The 19,150-nt window shown below is 52.4% G+C and carries 17 protein-coding genes; 8 read left to right on the top strand and 9 right to left on the bottom strand.

Annotated features, from left to right (window positions below; all coding sequences use genetic code 11):
- Positions 1-44 precede the first annotated feature (44 nt).
- Positions 45-98: a mgtA regulatory leader peptide MgtL gene (gene mgtL, locus RTW80_RS10260; RefSeq protein WP_001387276.1), complete on the bottom strand. Its 54-nt coding sequence runs from the start codon at positions 96-98 to the stop codon at positions 45-47.
- A gap of 184 nt (positions 99-282) precedes the next feature.
- On the opposite strand from mgtL, the gene treR reads away from it, so the two are divergent.
- The 5 genes from treR to nrdG all read left to right on the top strand — a co-directional run bounded on the left by treR (position 283) and on the right by nrdG (position 7,629).
- Positions 283-1,230, top strand: a complete 948-nt coding sequence (gene treR, locus RTW80_RS10255) for a trehalose operon repressor TreR (protein ID WP_001181324.1) — start codon at positions 283-285, stop codon at positions 1,228-1,230.
- A 118-nt stretch (positions 1,231-1,348) separates the two neighbouring features.
- A complete protein-coding gene (treB, locus tag RTW80_RS10250; RefSeq protein ID WP_001299664.1) occupies positions 1,349-2,770 on the top strand; it encodes a PTS trehalose transporter subunit IIBC in 1,422 nt (473 codons plus the stop codon).
- A 49-nt stretch (positions 2,771-2,819) separates the two neighbouring features.
- Positions 2,820-4,475 carry an alpha,alpha-phosphotrehalase gene (gene treC / locus RTW80_RS10245; RefSeq protein ID WP_001333756.1) on the top strand — a complete coding sequence of 552 codons (1,656 nt, stop codon included), beginning with the start codon at positions 2,820-2,822 and terminating at the stop codon, positions 4,473-4,475.
- A gap of 393 nt (positions 4,476-4,868) precedes the next feature.
- Positions 4,869-7,007, top strand: coding sequence for an anaerobic ribonucleoside-triphosphate reductase (gene nrdD / locus RTW80_RS10240; protein WP_000187778.1), 2,139 nt, complete (start codon positions 4,869-4,871; stop codon positions 7,005-7,007).
- Between the two features lie 157 nt (positions 7,008-7,164).
- A complete protein-coding gene (gene nrdG, locus RTW80_RS10235) occupies positions 7,165-7,629 on the top strand; it encodes an anaerobic ribonucleoside-triphosphate reductase-activating protein (RefSeq protein ID WP_001106223.1) in 465 nt (154 codons plus the stop codon).
- A gap of 44 nt (positions 7,630-7,673) precedes the next feature.
- On the opposite strand, the gene cybC is transcribed toward nrdG, so the two are convergent.
- On the bottom strand, positions 7,674-8,060 hold the full coding sequence (gene cybC, locus RTW80_RS10230; RefSeq protein WP_032201834.1) for a cytochrome b562: 387 nt from the start codon (positions 8,058-8,060) through the stop codon (positions 7,674-7,676).
- 182 nt (positions 8,061-8,242) lie between these two features.
- The gene (gene pmbA / locus RTW80_RS10225; protein WP_001162171.1) at positions 8,243-9,595 is read right to left on the bottom strand and encodes a metalloprotease PmbA; all 1,353 of its coding nucleotides are present in this window, start codon (positions 9,593-9,595) and stop codon (positions 8,243-8,245) included.
- Positions 9,596-9,688: 93 nt separating this feature from the next.
- On the opposite strand from pmbA, the gene yjgA reads away from it, so the two are divergent.
- Positions 9,689-10,240 carry a ribosome biogenesis factor YjgA gene (gene yjgA / locus RTW80_RS10220; RefSeq protein WP_000166270.1) on the top strand — a complete coding sequence of 184 codons (552 nt, stop codon included), beginning with the start codon at positions 9,689-9,691 and terminating at the stop codon, positions 10,238-10,240.
- Between the two features lie 150 nt (positions 10,241-10,390).
- On the opposite strand, the gene mpl is transcribed toward yjgA, so the two are convergent.
- On the bottom strand, positions 10,391-11,764 hold the full coding sequence (mpl, locus tag RTW80_RS10215; RefSeq protein WP_001219806.1) for a UDP-N-acetylmuramate:L-alanyl-gamma-D-glutamyl-meso-diaminopimelate ligase: 1,374 nt from the start codon (positions 11,762-11,764) through the stop codon (positions 10,391-10,393).
- 175 nt (positions 11,765-11,939) lie between these two features.
- Here mpl and fbp point away from each other — a divergent pair, with 175 nt between their 5' ends.
- The gene (fbp, locus tag RTW80_RS10210; protein ID WP_000853753.1) at positions 11,940-12,938 is read left to right on the top strand and encodes a class 1 fructose-bisphosphatase; all 999 of its coding nucleotides are present in this window, start codon (positions 11,940-11,942) and stop codon (positions 12,936-12,938) included.
- A gap of 32 nt (positions 12,939-12,970) precedes the next feature.
- Here the strand turns inward: fbp and yjfF are convergent, their stop codons facing one another.
- From yjfF to ytfQ, 4 genes are all read right to left on the bottom strand, one after another.
- A complete protein-coding gene (gene yjfF, locus RTW80_RS10205; RefSeq protein ID WP_000596015.1) occupies positions 12,971-13,966 on the bottom strand; it encodes a galactofuranose ABC transporter, permease protein YjfF in 996 nt (331 codons plus the stop codon).
- Positions 13,953-14,975, bottom strand: a complete 1,023-nt coding sequence (gene ytfT, locus RTW80_RS10200; RefSeq protein WP_001361374.1) for a galactofuranose ABC transporter, ATP-binding protein YtfT — start codon at positions 14,973-14,975, stop codon at positions 13,953-13,955. The genes yjfF and ytfT overlap by 14 nt, the downstream gene beginning before the upstream one ends.
- Positions 14,976-14,988: 13 nt before the next feature.
- The gene (ytfR, locus tag RTW80_RS10195) at positions 14,989-16,491 is read right to left on the bottom strand and encodes a galactofuranose ABC transporter, ATP-binding protein YtfR (RefSeq protein WP_000210557.1); all 1,503 of its coding nucleotides are present in this window, start codon (positions 16,489-16,491) and stop codon (positions 14,989-14,991) included.
- A gap of 139 nt (positions 16,492-16,630) precedes the next feature.
- Positions 16,631-17,587, bottom strand: a complete 957-nt coding sequence (gene ytfQ / locus RTW80_RS10190) for a galactofuranose ABC transporter substrate-binding protein YtfQ (protein ID WP_000265933.1) — start codon at positions 17,585-17,587, stop codon at positions 16,631-16,633.
- 309 nt (positions 17,588-17,896) lie between these two features.
- Between ytfQ and ppa the strand changes: the two genes are divergently transcribed.
- Positions 17,897-18,427 carry an inorganic diphosphatase gene (gene ppa / locus RTW80_RS10185; protein ID WP_000055072.1) on the top strand — a complete coding sequence of 177 codons (531 nt, stop codon included), beginning with the start codon at positions 17,897-17,899 and terminating at the stop codon, positions 18,425-18,427.
- Positions 18,428-18,806: 379 nt separating this feature from the next.
- On the opposite strand, the gene RTW80_RS10180 is transcribed toward ppa, so the two are convergent.
- Positions 18,807-19,148, bottom strand: coding sequence for a gamma-glutamylcyclotransferase (locus tag RTW80_RS10180; protein ID WP_001219160.1), 342 nt, complete (start codon positions 19,146-19,148; stop codon positions 18,807-18,809).
- Positions 19,149-19,150: the final 2 nt, after the last annotated feature.

Below are 19,150 nucleotides of genomic sequence, written 5' to 3'. Positions count from 1 at the left end.
ACGTCACGGCCTTACGCATCCGGTAACGCCGTGAAAAGACGGGCTTACCGGAAAAGTTTTAATCTCCGTCGAGGGAGAGGCGTGGGATCAGGTTCCATATAACCTCCGGTAAGTGAAAAAAGCGCCGCAAATAATAAGGAGAATCCAATAATATTCGTAGCATCTATGGCGATATAATACCTGCTGGCAACTAAACCAACGATAAACCAGACTTTACCCATTGCTGAATGCACGGGTAAAGTTAGGCTCAAATAATTAAACAACACGTTACAGGACAACAGGATGCAAAATCGGCTGACCATCAAAGACATCGCGCGCTTAAGCGGCGTGGGGAAATCTACGGTTTCCCGGGTGCTGAATAACGAAAGCGGCGTGAGCCAGCGCACCCGCGAGCGTGTTGAAGCAGTGATGAATCAGCATGGATTTTCCCCTTCCCGCTCTGCGCGCGCTATGCGTGGGCAAAGCGATAAAGTGGTCGCCATCATTGTTACCCGCCTGGATTCGTTGTCAGAAAATCTCGCCGTTCAAACCATGCTGCCAGCGTTCTATGAACAAGGTTACGACCCAATCATGATGGAAAGTCAGTTTTCCCCGCAATTAGTTGCCGAACATTTGGGGGTGCTGAAACGGCGTAATATCGACGGCGTAGTGCTGTTCGGTTTTACTGGCATAACAGAAGAAATGTTAGCCCACTGGCAGTCATCGCTGGTTCTGCTGGCGCGTGACGCAAAAGGCTTTGCTTCGGTCTGTTATGACGACGAAGGGGCAATCAAGATCCTGATGCAACGGCTGTATGACCAGGGGCATCGTAATATCAGTTATCTCGGCGTGCCGCATAGTGACGTGACAACCGGTAAGCGACGTCACGAAGCCTACCTGGCGTTCTGCAAAGCGCATAAACTGCATCCCGTTGCCGCTCTGCCAGGGCTTGCTATGAAGCAAGGCTATGAGAACGTAGCAAAAGTGATTACGCCTGAAACTACTGCGTTACTGTGCGCAACCGACACGCTGGCACTTGGCGCAAGTAAATACCTGCAAGAGCAACGCATCGACACCTTGCAACTGGCGAGCGTCGGTAATACGCCGTTAATGAAATTCCTTCATCCGGAGATCGTCACCGTAGATCCTGGTTACGCCGAAGCTGGACGCCAGGCGGCCTGCCAATTGATCGCACAGGTAACCGGGCGCAGCGAACCGCAACAAATCATCATCCCCGCCACCCTGTCCTGATCGTTACCTGAACGATAAATTGTGATCTTCGCTGCGCTTCGGGAACGTTCCCGTTTTTAAATTTTTCCGCGCAATATATTCTGCAGCCAACCAAAAATGTCATCTGCCATGGGGCTTTATGATGAGCAAAATAAACCAAACGGATATCGATCGGTTGATTGAACTGGTCGGCGGGCGCGGCAATATTGCGACGGTGAGCCACTGTATTACTCGCCTGCGCTTTGTCCTCAACCAACCGGCCAATGCCAGACCGAAAGAAATTGAGCAACTCCCCATGGTGAAAGGCTGTTTCACCAATGCCGGGCAATTTCAGGTGGTGATTGGCACCAATGTGGGTGATTACTATCAAGCACTGATTGCGTCAACCGGACAGGCGCAGGTTGATAAAGAGCAGGTAAAAAAAGCCGCCCGGCAGAATATGAAATGGCATGAGCAGTTGATCTCTCATTTCGCGGAGATCTTCTTCCCGCTGCTGCCCGCGTTGATTAGCGGCGGTTTGATCCTCGGTTTTCGCAATGTGATCGGCGATTTGCCCATGAGCAACGGTCAGACGCTGGCGCAAATGTACCCTTCCCTGCAAACGATCTACGATTTTCTGTGGTTGATCGGTGAAGCGATCTTCTTCTACCTGCCGGTCGGTATTTGCTGGTCAGCGGTGAAAAAAATGGGCGGCACGCCGATCCTTGGTATCGTGCTTGGCGTGACACTGGTTTCTCCACAGCTGATGAACGCTTATCTGCTCGGGCAGCAGCTGCCGGAAGTATGGGACTTTGGCATGTTCAGCATCGCCAAAGTAGGCTATCAGGCGCAGGTGATCCCGGCACTGTTAGCCGGACTGGCGCTGGGCGTTATTGAAACTCGCCTTAAACGCATCGTGCCGGATTACCTCTATCTGGTGGTGGTACCCGTCTGTTCGCTGATCCTCGCGGTGTTCCTCGCCCATGCGCTGATTGGTCCGTTTGGACGCATGATTGGCGATGGCGTTGCCTTTGCGGTACGTCACCTGATGACCGGCAGCTTTGCACCTATTGGCGCAGCATTGTTTGGCTTCCTGTACGCCCCGCTGGTGATCACCGGTGTACACCAGACCACGCTTGCTATTGATTTGCAGATGATTCAAAGCATGGGTGGCACGCCAGTGTGGCCGCTGATTGCGCTGTCGAATATCGCTCAGGGCTCCGCCGTGATAGGCATTATCATTTCCAGCCGCAAGCACAATGAACGCGAGATCTCCGTGCCTGCCGCTATCTCCGCCTGGCTTGGGGTCACTGAGCCTGCAATGTACGGCATCAACCTGAAATATCGCTTCCCGATGCTGTGCGCGATGATTGGTTCTGGTCTGGCAGGATTGCTATGCGGCCTGAACGGCGTTATGGCGAATGGCATCGGCGTAGGCGGCCTGCCGGGAATTCTCTCGATTCAACCGAGCTACTGGCAGGTATTTGCGCTGGCAATGGCTATCGCCATCATCATCCCGATTGTACTCACCTCGTTTATCTATCAGCGGAAATACCGCCTGGGCACGCTGGACATTGTTTAATTTTCTTCGGGGCGCAATTGCGCCCCCTCGCATTTGCAGGAATAACGTAATGACTAATCTTCCCCACTGGTGGCAAAACGGCGTTATCTACCAGATTTATCCAAAGAGTTTTCAGGACACCACGGGTAGCGGCACCGGCGATTTACGTGGCGTTATCCAACGCCTGGACTATCTGCATAAACTGGGCGTTGATGCCATCTGGCTAACCCCCTTTTATGTCTCTCCCCAGGTCGATAACGGTTACGATGTAGCGAACTATACGGCGATTGATCCCACCTACGGCACGCTGGACGATTTTGACGAACTGGTGACGCAGGCAAAATCGCGCGGGATTCGTATCATTCTCGATATGGTGTTTAACCATACCTCTACCCAACATGCCTGGTTTCGCGAGGCGCTGAACAAAGAAAGCCCTTACCGCCAGTTTTATATCTGGCGCGATGGCGAACCAGAAACGCCACCGAACAACTGGCGTTCAAAATTTGGCGGTAGTGCGTGGCGCTGGCATGCGGAAAGCGAACAGTACTATTTGCATCTCTTTGCACCAGAACAGGCGGATCTCAACTGGGAGAATCCAGCGGTACGCGCAGAGCTGAAAAAAGTCTGTGAATTCTGGGCCGATCGTGGGGTCGACGGGTTGCGCCTGGATGTGGTGAATCTGATCTCCAAAGACCCGCGTTTCCCTGAAGACCTGGATGGCGACGGGCGTCGCTTCTACACCGACGGGCCACGAGCACACGAGTTTTTGCACGAGATGAACCGCGATGTGTTTACGCCACGCGGGTTAATGACCGTAGGTGAAATGTCCTCCACCAGCCTTGAGCATTGCCAGCGATACGCGGCACTGACAGGCAGTGAATTGTCGATGACCTTTAATTTTCATCACCTGAAGGTCGATTATCCCGGTGGTGAAAAATGGACGCTGGCTAAACCTGACTTTGTGGCGTTGAAAACATTGTTCCGCCACTGGCAACAAGGAATGCACAACGTGGCATGGAATGCCTTGTTCTGGTGTAACCACGATCAGCCGCGCATTGTTTCTCGCTTTGGTGATGAAGGTGAATACCGCGTGCCTGCGGCAAAAATGCTGGCGATGGTGCTGCACGGCATGCAGGGAACGCCGTATATCTACCAGGGCGAAGAGATTGGCATGACCAACCCACATTTCTCGCGCATTACTGACTATCGCGACGTGGAGAGCCTCAATATGTTTGCCGAGCTGCGCAACGATGGGCGTGATGCCGACGAGTTATTGGCAATCCTCGCCAGTAAATCCCGTGACAACAGCCGCACGCCCATGCAATGGAGCAACGGCGATAATGCCGGGTTTACGGCTGGCGAACCGTGGATTGGCCTGGGCGATAACTATCAACAAATCAACGTAGAAGCCGCGCTGGCCGATGATTCCTCGGTGTTTTACACCTACCAAAAGTTAATCGCATTGCGTAAGCAAGAAGCCATCCTGACATGGGGCAATTACCAGGATCTGCTGCCAAACAGCCCTGTATTGTGGTGCTATCGCCGTGAATGGAAGGGGCAAACCTTGCTGGTCATTGCCAACCTTAGCCGTGAGATCCAACCCTGGCAGCCAGGGAAAATGCGCGGCAACTGGCAACTTGTGATGCATAACTACGAAGAAGCCTCACCACAACCCTGTGCCATGACTTTACGGCCTTTTGAGGCTGTCTGGTGGTTACAGAAGTAAATCTTCCCTAAGCCCCGGTAATGCCGGTCATTCCGGGGTTTTGTCTGTCAGTATGTTGTTTTTGTTGATTTTTCAACCAGAAAATTCATTAAAAAATTTACATATCGCTGTAGCGCCCGTCATCCGTACGCTCTGCTTTTTACTTTGAGCTACATCAAAAAAAGTTAAAACATCCTTGATGCAAAGCACTATATATAGACTTTAAAATGCGTCCCAACCCAATATGTTGTATTAATCAACTATAATTGCTACTACAGCTCCCCACGAAAAAGGTGCGGTGTTGTGGATAAGCGGATGGCGATTGCGGAAAGCACCGGAAAACGAAACGAAAAAACCGGAAAACGCCTTTCCCAATTCCTGTGGATAACCTGTTCTTAAAAATATGGAGCGATCATGACACCGCATGTGATGAAACGAGACGGCTGCAAAGTGCCGTTTAAATCAGAGCGCATCAAAGAAGCGATTCTGCGTGCAGCTAAAGCAGCGGAAGTCGATGATGCCGATTATTGTGCCACTGTTGCTGCGGTTGTCAGCGAGCAGATGCAGGGCCGCAACCAGGTGGATATCAACGAGATCCAGACCGCAGTTGAAAACCAGCTGATGTCGGGTCCATACAAACAACTGGCTCGTGCTTATATCGAGTACCGTCACGATCGCGACATTGAACGTGAAAAACGCGGTCGCCTGAACCAGGAGATCCGTGGTCTGGTCGAGCAGACCAACGCCTCGTTACTCAACGAAAACGCCAACAAAGACAGCAAGGTGATTCCAACCCAGCGCGACCTGCTGGCCGGGATCGTGGCTAAACACTATGCACGTCAGCACCTGCTGCCGCGTGACGTGGTGCAGGCACATGAGCGTGGCGATATTCACTATCACGATCTCGATTACTCGCCGTTCTTCCCGATGTTCAACTGCATGTTGATCGACCTGAAAGGCATGCTGACCCAGGGCTTTAAGATGGGGAACGCCGAGATTGAACCGCCGAAGTCGATCTCTACGGCAACCGCGGTAACTGCGCAGATTATTGCTCAGGTTGCCAGCCATATTTATGGCGGCACCACCATTAACCGTATCGATGAAGTGCTGGCACCGTTTGTCACCGCCAGCTACAACAAACATCGCAAGACCGCAGAAGAGTGGAACATCCCGGACGCCGAAGGCTACGCTAACTCTCGTACCATCAAAGAGTGCTATGACGCCTTCCAGTCGCTGGAGTACGAAGTAAACACCCTGCATACCGCCAACGGTCAAACGCCGTTTGTAACTTTTGGTTTTGGTCTGGGCACCAGCTGGGAATCGCGCCTGATTCAGGAATCTATCCTGCGTAACCGTATCGCAGGTCTCGGTAAAAACCGTAAAACTGCGGTGTTCCCGAAACTGGTGTTTGCGATTCGCGATGGTCTGAACCATAAAAAAGGCGATCCGAACTACGACATCAAACAGCTGGCGCTGGAGTGCGCAAGCAAGCGCATGTATCCGGATATCCTGAACTACGATCAGGTAGTGAAAGTCACCGGTTCGTTTAAAACCCCGATGGGCTGCCGCAGCTTCCTCGGCGTGTGGGAAAATGAAAACGGCGAGCAGATCCACGATGGTCGTAACAACCTCGGCGTGATCAGCCTGAACCTGCCGCGTATTGCTCTGGAAGCAAAAGGCGATGAAGCCACCTTCTGGAAGCTGCTGGATGAACGTCTGGTGCTGGCACGTAAGGCGCTGATGACCCGTATCGCTCGTCTCGAAGGCGTGAAAGCGCGCGTGGCCCCGATCCTCTATATGGAAGGTGCTTGTGGCGTGCGTCTCAATGCTGACGATGATGTTTCTGAAATCTTCAAAAACGGTCGTGCGTCTATTTCGCTGGGTTACATCGGCATCCACGAAACCATTAACGCGCTGTTCGGCGGCGAGCATGTTTACGACAACGAGCAGCTCCGCGCGAAAGGTATCGCGATTGTTGAACGTCTGCGTCAGGCAGTGGATCAGTGGAAAGAAGAAACGGGTTATGGTTTCAGTCTCTACAGCACGCCGAGTGAAAACCTGTGCGACCGCTTCTGCCGTCTCGATACTGCTGAGTTTGGCGTGGTGCCGGGCGTGACCGATAAAGGTTACTACACCAACAGTTTCCACCTTGATGTGGAGAAGAAGGTGAACCCGTACGACAAGATCGACTTTGAAGCGCCTTACCCGCCGCTGGCGAACGGTGGTTTCATTTGCTACGGCGAGTATCCAAACATTCAGCACAACCTGAAAGCGCTGGAAGATGTCTGGGATTACAGCTATCAGCATGTACCGTATTACGGCACCAATACACCGATTGATGAGTGCTACGAGTGTGGCTTTACCGGTGAGTTCGAGTGCACCAGCAAAGGCTTCACTTGCCCGAAATGTGGTAACCATGACGCCTCCCGTGTGTCGGTAACTCGCCGCGTGTGCGGATATTTAGGTAGCCCGGATGCACGTCCGTTTAACGCTGGTAAGCAGGAAGAAGTTAAGCGCCGCGTTAAACATTTGGGGAATGGGCAGATAGGTTAATCTTCACTCTGCGCTAAGCAAATGCCGGATGCGGCGTAAACGCCTTATCCGGCCTACATTTGGCAACGGCTCCAGGCCTGATAAGACGCGACAGCGTCGCATCAGGCATTGATTACCGGATGCAGCCTACACGCGGACTGATAAGCCAGGCGAAATAATGAATTATCATCAGTACTATCCTGTCGACATCGTCAACGGCCCCGGCACTCGCTGCACCCTGTTTGTCTCCGGGTGTGTTCATGAATGCCCCGGTTGCTATAACAAAAGCACATGGCGGGTAAATTCTGGTCAGCCATTTACCAAAGCAATGGAAGACAAGATCATTAAAGATCTGAATGACACTCGTATCAAACGCCAGGGGATTTCCCTCTCCGGCGGCGATCCGCTGCATCCGCAAAACGTGCCGGATATTCTGAAACTGGTAAAACGCATCCGCGCCGAGTGTCCGGGTAAAGACATCTGGGTGTGGACAGGCTATAAACTCGACGAACTCAACGCTACGCAAATGCAGGTTGTTGATTTGATTAACGTGCTGGTCGACGGCAAATTTGTGCAGGATTTAAAAGACCCTTCCCTGATCTGGCGCGGCAGCAGCAATCAGGTGGTGCATCATTTGCGATGATAAGTTCCCTGTTACCTGAGTGCAGGCAACAGGGAAATGAGGAATTAACGATACTTCTGGTGATAGGCGTTGCGGGTCGTTTTCAGTTGCTCTGCAGCAGCCTGCGCTTCTTTTACTTTACCTTCATTTGCCAGCTTCAGCGCGTCGTCAATCTGACCGACCAGAATGTCGAAACCGTGGCAGAAATCTTTCATTTCCGGGCTGTCCGGTGATTTATCTTCGAGCTTCGGCGGCGTTGCTTTTTGCGCATCCAGCGCTGCGGCGCGCATCTTCGTTAACGCGTCTTTGACTTGCGTCGCGTTATCGGCTTTTTCGACCACTTTTAAATTGTCGTTGAGGGTTTCCATATTGTCTTCAAGATCAGCGGCAAACGACGCCGAACTGAATACCAACGAGGAGACTGCAAGAATAGCTAACAGGCTTTTACGCATTGCTCACTTCCTTTTTTATTTACACTTCATCCTTCACACTGCCTCATCGACGGCTACGCTCATTCGCCCGGGTCACGTACTGCGAGTACGCTCCCCGGCCCTCATTCACTTTCCGTCTCGATGCAGTGCGAATGATTTTGTGTAATTTTTTAGTTTATAGCGCGGCAGGTCGCGCCAGTTTTTTACTGCCCGGCGATTTTCATCTCCGGCAACAGCACAGAACCACACTGTATATTACTGCGTGTTTCAATATCGTTACCGACGGTGACAATATTGCGCCACATATCTTTTAAATTACCTGCGATGGTGATTTCACTAACGGGATACTGAATTTCGCCATTCTCTACCCAGAAGCCCGCCGCACCACGGGAATAATCACCGGTAATTGCACTCACGCCCTGGCCCATCAATTCCGTCACCACCAGCCCGGTGCCCATCTCTTTGAGCATCTGCTCGAAGCTTAGACCTTGTCCGGCAATCCGCCAGTTGTGAATACCGCCCGCATGTCCGGTGCTTTTCAGCCCCAGTTTTCGCGCCGAATAGCTGGTCAGCAGCCACTGAGTCAGGATGCCATCTTTAATAATATCGCGACGCTCGGTGCGCACACCTTCGCTGTCGAATGGCGTCGATGCCAGCCCTTTCAGCAGATGCGGATGCTCTTCAATGGTCAGCCAGTCCGGCAGAATTTGTTTACCCAGCGAATCCAGCAGGAAGGTGGATTTACGGTAAACCGATCCACCCGCTATCGCCCCCACCAGATGGCCAAAAAGCCCGGTTGCCACTTCATTGGCAAAAATGACCGGCGCTTTCATGGTGGAGAGTTTACGCGGTGACAGGCGCGATAAAGTACGGCGAGCACAGTCGGCCCCAACCCACTCTGGCGTTTGCAGATCGCTCATCGCACGACCAATGGTGTAGGCGTAATCACGCTCCATATCGCCATTTTCTTCGGCAATTACACAGCTGGAGAGCGAATGACGCGTTGAGCAGTAACCCTGCAACATGCCGTGGCTGTTGCCAAAAACTTTGACACCGTAGTGGCTGTTAAAGCTGCCACCTTCGGTATTGGTGATGCGTTTGTCCGCCTGCAATGCCGCCTGTTCTGCGCGGGCCGCCAGTTCAATGGCTTCATCCGGGGAAACTTCCGCAGGGTGGAACAAGTCGAGATCTGGTGCGTCAAAGGCCAGCAGCTCTTTGTCTGCCACGCCGGCACAGGGATCTGGCGAGGTATAACGGGCAATATCCAGCGCCGCCTGTACAGTACGGGCAATGGCCTGCGGGCTTAAATCGGTGGATGATGCGCTACCTTTGCGGTTCTGGTGATAAACAGTGATCCCCAGCGCGCCATCGCTATTGAATTCAACATTCTCCACTTCACCATAACGCGTGCTTACGCTAATGCCGGTGGTCTTGCTGACGGCAACTTCCGCACCGTCCGATTTGCCTGAGGCCAACTCCAGCGCAGTGGAAACTGCTTCTTCCAGAATCTTGCGCTGCGCTTCAACTTGAGAGATTACTTTCATTGCAAGTGCCATAATGTAGAGAGTTTCTCTGAAGTCTAACAGAGAACCGTTTTTCAGTGCGCATCTTAACTGGTAACATTAGCCTCTTTTTTTAAGGAGCCTGAGATGACTAAGCAGCCCGAAGACTGGCTCGACGACGTTCCCGGTGATGACATCGAAGACGAAGACGATGAAATTATCTGGGTCAGTAAAAGTGAAATTAAACGTGATGCCGAGGAGCTAAAACGCCTTGGCGCGGAAATTGTTGATCTGGGGAAAAACGCGCTGGATAAGATCCCGTTAGATGCGGATCTGCGCGCGGCTATTGAGCTCGCCCAGCGTATTAAGATGGAAGGTCGCCGCCGCCAGTTGCAGCTCATTGGTAAGATGCTGCGCCAGCGCGATGTTGAACCGATCCGTCAGGCGCTGGATAAGCTGAAAAACCGTCACAACCAGCAGGTGGTGCTGTTCCATAAACTGGAAAACCTGCGCGATCGTCTGATCGACCAGGGTGATGACGCCATCGCTGAAGTATTAAATCTGTGGCCCGATGCCGATCGTCAGCAACTGCGTACTCTGATCCGTAACGCGAAGAAAGAGAAAGAAGGGAATAAGCCGCCGAAATCCGCACGCCAGATTTTCCAGTATCTGCGCGAACTGGCGGAGAATGAAGGGTAATTTTCGTTGTTGATGTGAGTATGGTTTGCCGGATGCGGTGCACCTGTAGGCCTGATAAGACGCATCAAGCGTCGCATCAGGCACTATGCTCAAATGCCGGATGCGGCGTGAACGCCTTATCCGGCAATGCTATCTCAGGCTGAGGCCGAATTACTGAGCAGCTTCCGCCTTCTTCGCCAGACCATCCAGCAGTTTCTGATGGATCCCACCAAAACCGCCGTTGCTCATCACCAGAATATGGTCGCCAGGCTGAGCGGTTTTCACCACCATATCTGCCAGCGTATCCACATCGCCACTCCAGTGTGCAGGCTGAACGCAGGCTTCTGCCACTTCTGCCACCTGCCACGGAATATGCGCCGGTTGCAGCAGGAAGACTTCATCGGCACGACCTAATGAAGGTGCCAGATCGTCTTTGCAGATCCCCATTTTCATGGTATTCGAGCGCGGTTCCAGCACAGCAATAATGCGCGCCGTACCACCAACTTTGCCACGCAGCGCCGCCAGCGTTGCCAGAATCGCCGTCGGGTGATGGGCAAAATCGTCATATACCGTGACGCCATTCGCTTCACCACGCAACTCCAGACGGCGACGAGCATTAATAAACGAACCCAGCGCGTTAGCGGCATCTGCCGGCGCTACACCAACATGGCGAGCCGCTGCAATCGCCATCAGGCCATTGTGCATATTATGTTCGCCTACCAGCGACCATTTCACTTCGCCCACTTTTTCGCCATCCAGCAAAACTTCCCATTCGGAAGCATCGGTGGTCAGCTTTTTCGCCTGCCAGTGACCCTGCTCGCCCACCAGCTCCTGCTCGCTCCAGCAGCCCATCGCCATGGTCTGTTTCAGGTTGATGTCGTTTTCTGGCCAGATAATACGGCCCTGCCCTGGAACGATACGCACCAGATGGTGGAACTGTTTCTGGATCGCTTTCAGGTCGTCAAAGATATCGGCGTGATCGAACTCAAGGTTGTTGAGGATCAGCGTACGCGGGCAGTAATGAACAAATTTAGAGCGTTTGTCGAAGAAGGCGCAGTCATACTCATCCGCTTCGATAACAAAGAAGTTGCTTTCGCCCAGACGCGCCGAAACCTCAAAGTTCCCCGGCACACCGCCGATCACAAATCCCGGTTTGTAACCGCACTGTTCCAGAATCCAGGTCGCCATTCCCGCGGTGGTGGTTTTGCCATGTGTACCGGCAACGGCCAGCACCCAGCGGTCGCGCAGCACAAAATCGTGCAGCCACTGTGGACCTGACATATAAGGGATGTTTTTTTCCAGTACCGCTTCCACACACGGATTTCCACGGGTCATGGCGTTGCCAATAATCACCAGATCCGGCTGCGGATCGAGCTGGCTGGCATCGTAACCCTGAATCAGTTCAATGCCTTGCTTCTCAAGTAAGGTGCTCATCGGCGGATACACATTGGCGTCCGAACCCGTTACTTCATGGCCTAACTGGCGCGCCAGCATCGCCAGACCGCCCATAAACGTGCCACAAATTCCTAAAATATGAATGCGCATACGTCACTATCCTTTTTTAATCTGCCGCTCATTTTACGCATATGTCGGGCAAGTGAGAAACGCATTTCAGGATAATCCGCAATTTGCTGGCGCGATTCACCTGAGCGCAACATTCCGATTATTTGTTAAGATTGTTACGGTCGCTTTACTCCATAAACATTGCAGGGAAAGTTTTATGAAAACGTTAGGTGAATTTATTGTCGAAAAGCAGCACGAGTTTTCTCATGCTACCGGTGAGCTCACTGCTTTGCTGTCGGCAATAAAACTGGGCGCCAAGATTATCCATCGCGATATCAACAAAGCAGGACTGGTTGATATCCTGGGTGCCAGCGGTGCTGAGAACGTGCAGGGCGAGGTTCAGCAAAAACTCGACTTGTTCGCTAATGAAAAACTGAAAGCCGCACTGAAAGCACGCGATATCGTTGCGGGCATTGCCTCTGAAGAAGAAGATGAGATTGTCGTCTTTGAAGGCTGTGAACATGCAAAATACGTGGTGCTGATGGACCCACTGGATGGCTCGTCCAACATCGATGTTAACGTCTCTGTCGGTACCATTTTCTCCATCTACCGCCGCGTTACGCCCGTCGGCACGCCGGTAACGGAAGAAGATTTCCTCCAGCCTGGTAACAAACAGGTTGCGGCAGGTTACGTGGTATACGGCTCCTCTACCATGCTGGTTTACACCACCGGATGCGGTGTTCACGCCTTTACTTACGATCCTTCGCTCGGCGTTTTCTGCCTGTGCCAGGAACGGATGCGCTTCCCGGAGAAAGGCAAAACCTACTCCATCAACGAAGGAAACTACATTAAGTTTCCGAACGGGGTGAAGAAGTACATTAAATTCTGCCAGGAAGAAGATAAATCCACCAACCGCCCGTATACCTCACGTTATATCGGTTCACTGGTCGCGGATTTCCACCGTAACCTGCTGAAAGGCGGTATTTATCTCTACCCAAGCACCGCCAGCCACCCGGACGGCAAACTGCGTTTGCTTTATGAGTGCAACCCGATGGCATTCCTGGCGGAACAAGCGGGCGGTAAAGCGAGCGATGGCAAAGAGCGTATTCTGGATATCATCCCGGAAACTCTGCACCAGCGCCGTTCGTTCTTTGTCGGCAACGACCATATGGTTGAAGATGTCGAACGCTTTATCCGTGAGTTCCCGGACGCGTAATCTCCTGCGCCTCTCCACACGGAGAGGCGTTTTTATCGCTGCGCAATGTTGACTCTTGTCACTGGCGAACTCTGACGATTCTCCCACAGCACCGTTAATCCACGCTGTAATGCTATAAAAATAAACAACAAAATACCGATGGCGATTTTCGTCCACCATGAGCTCAGCGTGCCATCAAAGTTTATGTAAGTCTGAATCAGTCCCTGAATCGCCACGCCAAAAAGCGTCCCTAATACCGTTCCAACGCCACCGCTCAGAAGCGTACCGCCAATTACCACTGAGGCGATAGCATCCAGTTCCACACCTACGCCCGCCAGCGCATATCCGGCCTGGGTATAAATCGAGAAGACAATCCCCGCCAGCGTTGCCAGTCCGGTGGAGAGCATATAAATGCGAATAGTGGTGCTGCGAGTGGAAATCCCCATCAGGTTCGCCGACGTTGCGTTGCCGCCAATGGCGTATACCTGATTACCAAAACGGGTACGATGCGCGAGGAAAATACCGATAACCACCACCGCCAACATCAGCAGTCCCATCGCACTTAAGCGACCGCCGCCAGGGATTTTCCACGCAAGGCTTGAGAGCGTGTCATAAATGGGATGGTTTATCGGAATCGACTCTTCCGAAACGAGATAGCTGACACCGCGCAAAAAGAACATCCCCGCCAGGGTAATGATAAATGCCGGGATCTTCAGGGCGTCGATCAAAAGCCCCATAAATGCGCCGAAGGCACAGCCCATCACCAGCACTAGCGGAAACGCCAGCAGCGGCGAGAGGCCGAAATCGCCAATCACTTTTGCCAGAAACACGCCAGTAAAGGCGATCACCGAACCGACGGAGAGATCGATCCCACCGGAGAGGATCACAAAGGTCATGCCAACGGCAATGATCCCAAGAAAGGCGTTATCGGTCAGGATATTGCAGATCACTCTTGTGGAAGCAAAACCGGGAAACTGGGTCAGGCAGTAAAGATAACCCAACACAAAGACGCCGATGGTGATCATCAGTGGCAAATTACGTTTTATCACGGCTACGTACTCCTTTAATCAGACTGATAAAGCGTTGCGACTGGACAATCAGCACGCAAAGAACCACCACCGCTTTTACAACCTGGTTCATCTCTGGCGGAAAGCCCGAAAGCAAAATTCCGGTGTTCATCCCCTGAATAATCAGCGCCCCCACCACCGAAAGCAGTAGGTTAAAACGTCCGCCCATCAGCGATCCGCCGCCAATCACCACCGCGAGAATGGCGTCCAGCTCCAGCCATAATCCGGCGTTATTGGCATCGGCACCGCGAATATCCGCCGCCACGATAATGCCCGCAATCGCCGCACACAGCCCGCTCAACACGTAGGTAAGCATGACGATGATCCGCGTGTTTACCCCGGCATTTTTTGCCGCCCGAATGTTGATACCAACGGCTTCGATAAACATCCCCAGCGCCGTTTTGCGGGTCAACAGCCAGAACAGGAGAAGCGTCAGTACCGCAATAATGACTGGCGTTGGCAGGAACAATAGCGATCCACTGCCAAACCATGAGAGATCCGGCGAGTTAAACGTGACGATCTGCCCGGAGGTGATCAGTTGCGCCACGCCGCGCCCGGCGACCATCAGGATCAGAGTGGCGACAAACGGCTGAATTTTGAGGATCGCTACCAGTATGCCGTTCCACAATCCCGCCAGGATGCCAGTGCCCAGGGCGCTTAACAAAACAATCGGCAGGCTGAATCCCGCGACCGTCATCGCAGCCGTTGTGGCTCCGGCGATAGCCATCACCGCCCCTACGGAGAGATCGATACCACCTGTAGCGATCACCAGCGTCATGCCAATCGCCAGTAACGCAACGGGAGCTGCACGGTTAAGGATGTCGATAGGGCTACCGAACAAACGCCCATCCTGAAGCACCACCTGCCAGAAATGCGGGGCTACCAGGCTATCGACCAGCAGCACTAGCAATAGTGCTACCAGCTGCGGCATCCCCGTCGGCCAGCGAAAGCGCCTTTTCGGCGGCGTAGTGTCCGGGAGAGATTGAGGCATCACACTGTTCTCCTTACGCCGCAATGGCGTTCATGATCGCCGGAACGGAAAGCTCTGCCAGCGGGATCTCCGCCACCTGTTTGCGATCGCGCATGATAATCACCCGATCGGCATAGCCCACCAGCTCTTCCAGTTCGGAGGAGATCACCAGCAGCGCCAGACCGTCAGCACACAGCGTTTCAATCAGGCGGATGATCTCGGCGTGGGCACCAACATCAATGCCGCGGGTTGGCTCATCAAGGATCAGAAATTGCGGTCGGGTCAGTAGCCAACGTGAAAGCAACACTTTTTGCTGATTGCCGCCAGAGAGAAATTCAATCGGTTGTTCAGTTGAAGGTGTGCGAATGCCAAGCTGGCGGATAAAGCGTTCGGCAATCTCTTGCTGTTCTTTGCGGGAAATGGGACGTAGCCAGCCGCGCTGGGCCTGGAGAGCGAGGATGATATTTTCCCGCACCGAGGCGGCAGCGATGATGCCATCGGTTTTCCTGTCTTCCGGGCAGAAGCCAATGCCCAGTACCGAAGCCTGATGTGGCGATCGCAGGTTTTGCGGTTTGCCTTTGATCAACGCCGTGCCGCTGTCAGCAGGTTTGATACCGAAGATCACTTCGGCGGTTTCGGTACGTCCTGATCCCAGCAATCCAGCCAGACCGACGATCTCGCCGGGGCGTACTTCGAGATCAAACGGTGCGATCGTTCCTTTTTTGCCGTAATTTTTGAACGCGGCAACGGGTTTGTCGCTCAACAATGTTCGCCCGGCACGCTGTAGCGCGTGGGTATCCAGCTCGCGCCCCAGCATCATTTTTACCAGTTCGATCTGCGGTAGCTCGCACGTTTCCCGACAGCCTACGAAACTGCCGTTGCGTAAGACGGTGATCCGATCGCTGACCTGATAGACCTGATCGAGAAAGTGAGTGACAAAAATCAGGCTGACGCCGCGATCGCGCAACTGACGCATCAGGTCAAACAGTAACTCCACTTCCTGGGTGTCGAGACTGGCGGTGGGTTCATCGAGGATCAGCACTTTGGCAGAGAGATCGATAGCCCGGCAAATAGCGACGATTTGCTGCATCGCGACTGAAAAGCGGTTGAGCGGTTCGCGCACGTCGAGGGAGAAACCGTAAGATGCCATCAGTTCGGTGGCGCGCTTTTCCATCTCTTTGCGGCGTAGAAGGCCGAAGCGTTTGGGTTCGCGGCCTATAAATAGATTATCAGCGACCGACATATTGGGTAGCAGGTTTACTTCCTGATAGACGGTGCCGATACCGAGTTGTTGTGCATGGGCGGTATTTTTCGGTGAGATAGCCTGGCCTTCCAGCCAGATGGTGCCGCGATCGGCGTGGTATACACCAGTTAATGCTTTGATTAGCGTTGATTTTCCTGCCCCGTTTTCACCAAGCAGCGCCATGATTTCGCCGCGGCGCAGGCTGAAATCAACGTTGTCTAACGCTTTGACGCCGGGGAAAAATTTACTTAATCCTTCGGTGCGGAGGATCTCCTGGTGTTGGTTAGTCGTCATGGTTTCCCCCGGTGTAAAGCGTGCTCCCAGTAGGCATGATAAGACGCGGTAAGCGTCGCATCAGGCTTCAGCGCACCACCGCCGGATGCGGCGCGAGCGCCTTATCCGGCCTACGAATCGGCATCAGGCATAGCAACCCTCAATACCCCATATTTTTCTTCTTCTCTAACTCTTCTTTTGCGGTATCAGGCAGATAAAGGGTGGATTTGGTCAGCGTCAGCTTTTCAGGCATGGTGCCGTCTTTTTTGTATTTCTCCAGCGCGTCGAAGGCGGGACCTGCCATATTCGGCGTCAGTTCAACACTGGCGTTCGCTTCGCCATCAATCATCGCTTTGTAGATATCCGGTACGCCGTCGATAGAACCTGTCAGAATATCTTTGCCTGGTTTCAGGCCCGCTTCTTTAATTGCCTGAATTGCACCAATCACCATGTCGTCGTTATGGGCGTAAACCATGCAGATGTTTTTGCCGTTGTTTTCCGCTTTGATAAAGCTCTCCATGACTTCTTTGCCTTTACTGCGGGTGAAGTCACCTGACTGCGAGCGGATAATTTTGATATTTGGCGCATTCTTAATGGCTTCGGCAAAGCCTTTCTTACGGTCAATGGCGACGCTGGCCCCAACAGTGCCCTGCAGCTCCACCACGTTGCATGGTTTGCCATTCACTTCTTTTACCAGCCAGTCACCAATCAACTTGCCTTCGAGAATGTTGTCGGCAGTGACGGTGGTCATATAGAGAGATTTGTCTTTCACATCAATAGAACGATCGAGCAAGAAGACCGGGATTTCGGCATCTTTCGCCTCTTTTAATACCGGTTCCCAACCAGTCGCAACCACCGGAGCGATAAAGATCGCATCCACCCCTTGCGCGACGAAGGAACGTACCGCTTTAATCTGGTTTTCCTGCTTTTGCTGACCATCGGCAATTTTCAGCGTAATTCCGCGTTTTTCGGCCTCACTTTTCGCCACATTGGTTTCTGCGGCGCGCCAGCCAGATTCCGATCCGACCTGCGAAAATCCTACGGTTAATGGAGCGGCCAACGCCATAGACGACATGGCTGCCGAGACTGCAGAGACTACAAGTAAGCGTTTCCACATAGGGTTGTCCTCGTCGGGGTAATTATTATTGGTGAAAAGATGTTCGCGAAAAAACTATAGACAATTCGTTATGTAACGGATTGCGTTACATCACACTTCAAAGAAGTAAATAAAACGTTAATCACAAGTTTGTAATCGCTTTCATCTCACTATGAAAAATGCGGCTACGGTTATGGATTTTCCTGCTCTGTATACCGTCTTAAAATTGGCGAAAAAGGAAAATGAAGACGAAAACAAGCGAAGACATTCGGCGCGAGTTGGCTATAATACTCGGCACTTGTTTGCCACATATTTTTAAAGGAAACAGACATGAGCTTACTCAACGTCCCTGCGGGTAAAGATCTGCCGGAAGACATCTACGTTGTTATTGAGATCCCGGCTAACGCAGATCCGATCAAATACGAAATCGACAAAGAGAGCGGCGCACTGTTCGTTGACCGCTTCATGTCCACCGCGATGTTCTATCCGTGCAACTACGGTTACATCAACCACACCCTGTCTCTGGACGGTGACCCGGTTGACGTACTGGTCCCGACTCCGTACCCGCTGCAGCCGGGTTCTGTGATCCGTTGCCGTCCGGTTGGCGTTCTGAAAATGACCGACGAAGCCGGTGAAGATGCGAAACTGATTGCTGTTCCGCACACAAAGCTGAGCAAAGAATACGATCACATTAAAGACGTTAACGATCTGCCAGAGCTGCTGAAAGCGCAGATCGCTCACTTCTTCGAGCACTACAAAGACCTCGAAAAAGGCAAGTGGGTGAAAGTTGAAGGTTGGGAAAACGCAGAAGCCGCTAAAGCTGAAATCGTTGCTTCCTTCGAGCGCGCAAAGAATAAATAAGTTCTTCTAGCGCAATAACCCTGAACGCCGGGCTTCGGTTAGTAAGGGTTTTTTTATGCCCGCGATAAATAAACTCTCTATTCCACCATCATTATTCTCAGCGGTTGCAAGGCTTGAACGGTAAGAACAAGCAAACCCGACCACCATTTTGCTGTTCATAGCCACTTGCTGGAAGTTAGCCGACCTCACTCATACTCACCGTTCAAAGCGTGCCCCCGTTTTACCCCTGCACATTTGTGAACGCCAGCAGAGTTTTTTATGCGATTGCAGATATGGAAAGCGGCTCGGAGAGAAAAGCAAAAGATGGAAAAGTTACAAAAAAAAATCGCGAGATACATCGCATAAAACAACGCCACCCGAAGGTGGCGTGCTTTTATTATTACTTATCCCTGTCTAACCAGTCGCCGCTTTCAATTAGCTTTAATCCATCGACGGGTCGTTGATAAACGTACATCCATGCACTCCCGTACGGCGTCTGAATCAACTGGCGCGCGTATTCACCGCCCCTGGTGCGCAAGGCATCAAGTTCGGCCAGCGTGGCGTTGTCAATACGATAAACTTCACCGTGTACTGTTCCGTTCCCCGGAACTGCGCCTGGATAGTGGCCCAGGCTATACAACTGGTAGTTATCGATACTGAAATCGCCCAGTAACTGGGCATTGGTCATCCAGTGACTGTTGCCTTGTTTGTGGCGTAAACTGCCGTAGACAAATATTCGCATTG

The sequence above is a fragment of the Escherichia sp. AM3 genome (assembly GCF_032029835.1).
GTDB lineage: Bacteria > Pseudomonadota > Gammaproteobacteria > Enterobacterales > Enterobacteriaceae > Escherichia > Escherichia coli.
Note: the sequence above shows the minus strand (reverse complement) of the source record. Positions and strands in the feature narration are given on the sequence as shown.

Bases quoted from the DNA above. Each gene is read 5' to 3' on its own strand.
- treR (WP_001181324.1), top strand. From the start codon at position 283: ATGCAAAATCGGCTGACCATCAAAGACATCGCGCGCTTAAGCGGCGTG.
- treB (WP_001299664.1), top strand. From the start codon at position 1,349: ATGATGAGCAAAATAAACCAAACGGATATCGATCGGTTGATTGAACTG.
- treC (WP_001333756.1), top strand. From the start codon at position 2,820: ATGACTAATCTTCCCCACTGGTGGCAAAACGGCGTTATCTACCAGATT.
- nrdD (WP_000187778.1), top strand. From the start codon at position 4,869: ATGACACCGCATGTGATGAAACGAGACGGCTGCAAAGTGCCGTTTAAA.
- nrdG (WP_001106223.1), top strand. From the start codon at position 7,165: ATGAATTATCATCAGTACTATCCTGTCGACATCGTCAACGGCCCCGGC.
- cybC (WP_032201834.1), bottom strand. From the start codon at position 8,060: ATGCGTAAAAGCCTGTTAGCTATTCTTGCAGTCTCCTCGTTGGTATTC.
- pmbA (WP_001162171.1), bottom strand. From the start codon at position 9,595: ATGGCACTTGCAATGAAAGTAATCTCTCAAGTTGAAGCGCAGCGCAAG.
- yjgA (WP_000166270.1), top strand. From the start codon at position 9,689: ATGACTAAGCAGCCCGAAGACTGGCTCGACGACGTTCCCGGTGATGAC.
- mpl (WP_001219806.1), bottom strand. From the start codon at position 11,764: ATGCGCATTCATATTTTAGGAATTTGTGGCACGTTTATGGGCGGTCTG.
- fbp (WP_000853753.1), top strand. From the start codon at position 11,940: ATGAAAACGTTAGGTGAATTTATTGTCGAAAAGCAGCACGAGTTTTCT.
- ytfT (WP_001361374.1), bottom strand. From the start codon at position 14,975: ATGCCTCAATCTCTCCCGGACACTACGCCGCCGAAAAGGCGCTTTCGC.
- ytfR (WP_000210557.1), bottom strand. From the start codon at position 16,491: ATGACGACTAACCAACACCAGGAGATCCTCCGCACCGAAGGATTAAGT.
- ytfQ (WP_000265933.1), bottom strand. From the start codon at position 17,587: ATGTGGAAACGCTTACTTGTAGTCTCTGCAGTCTCGGCAGCCATGTCG.
- ppa (WP_000055072.1), top strand. From the start codon at position 17,897: ATGAGCTTACTCAACGTCCCTGCGGGTAAAGATCTGCCGGAAGACATC.
- RTW80_RS10180 (WP_001219160.1), bottom strand. From the start codon at position 19,148: ATGCGAATATTTGTCTACGGCAGTTTACGCCACAAACAAGGCAACAGT.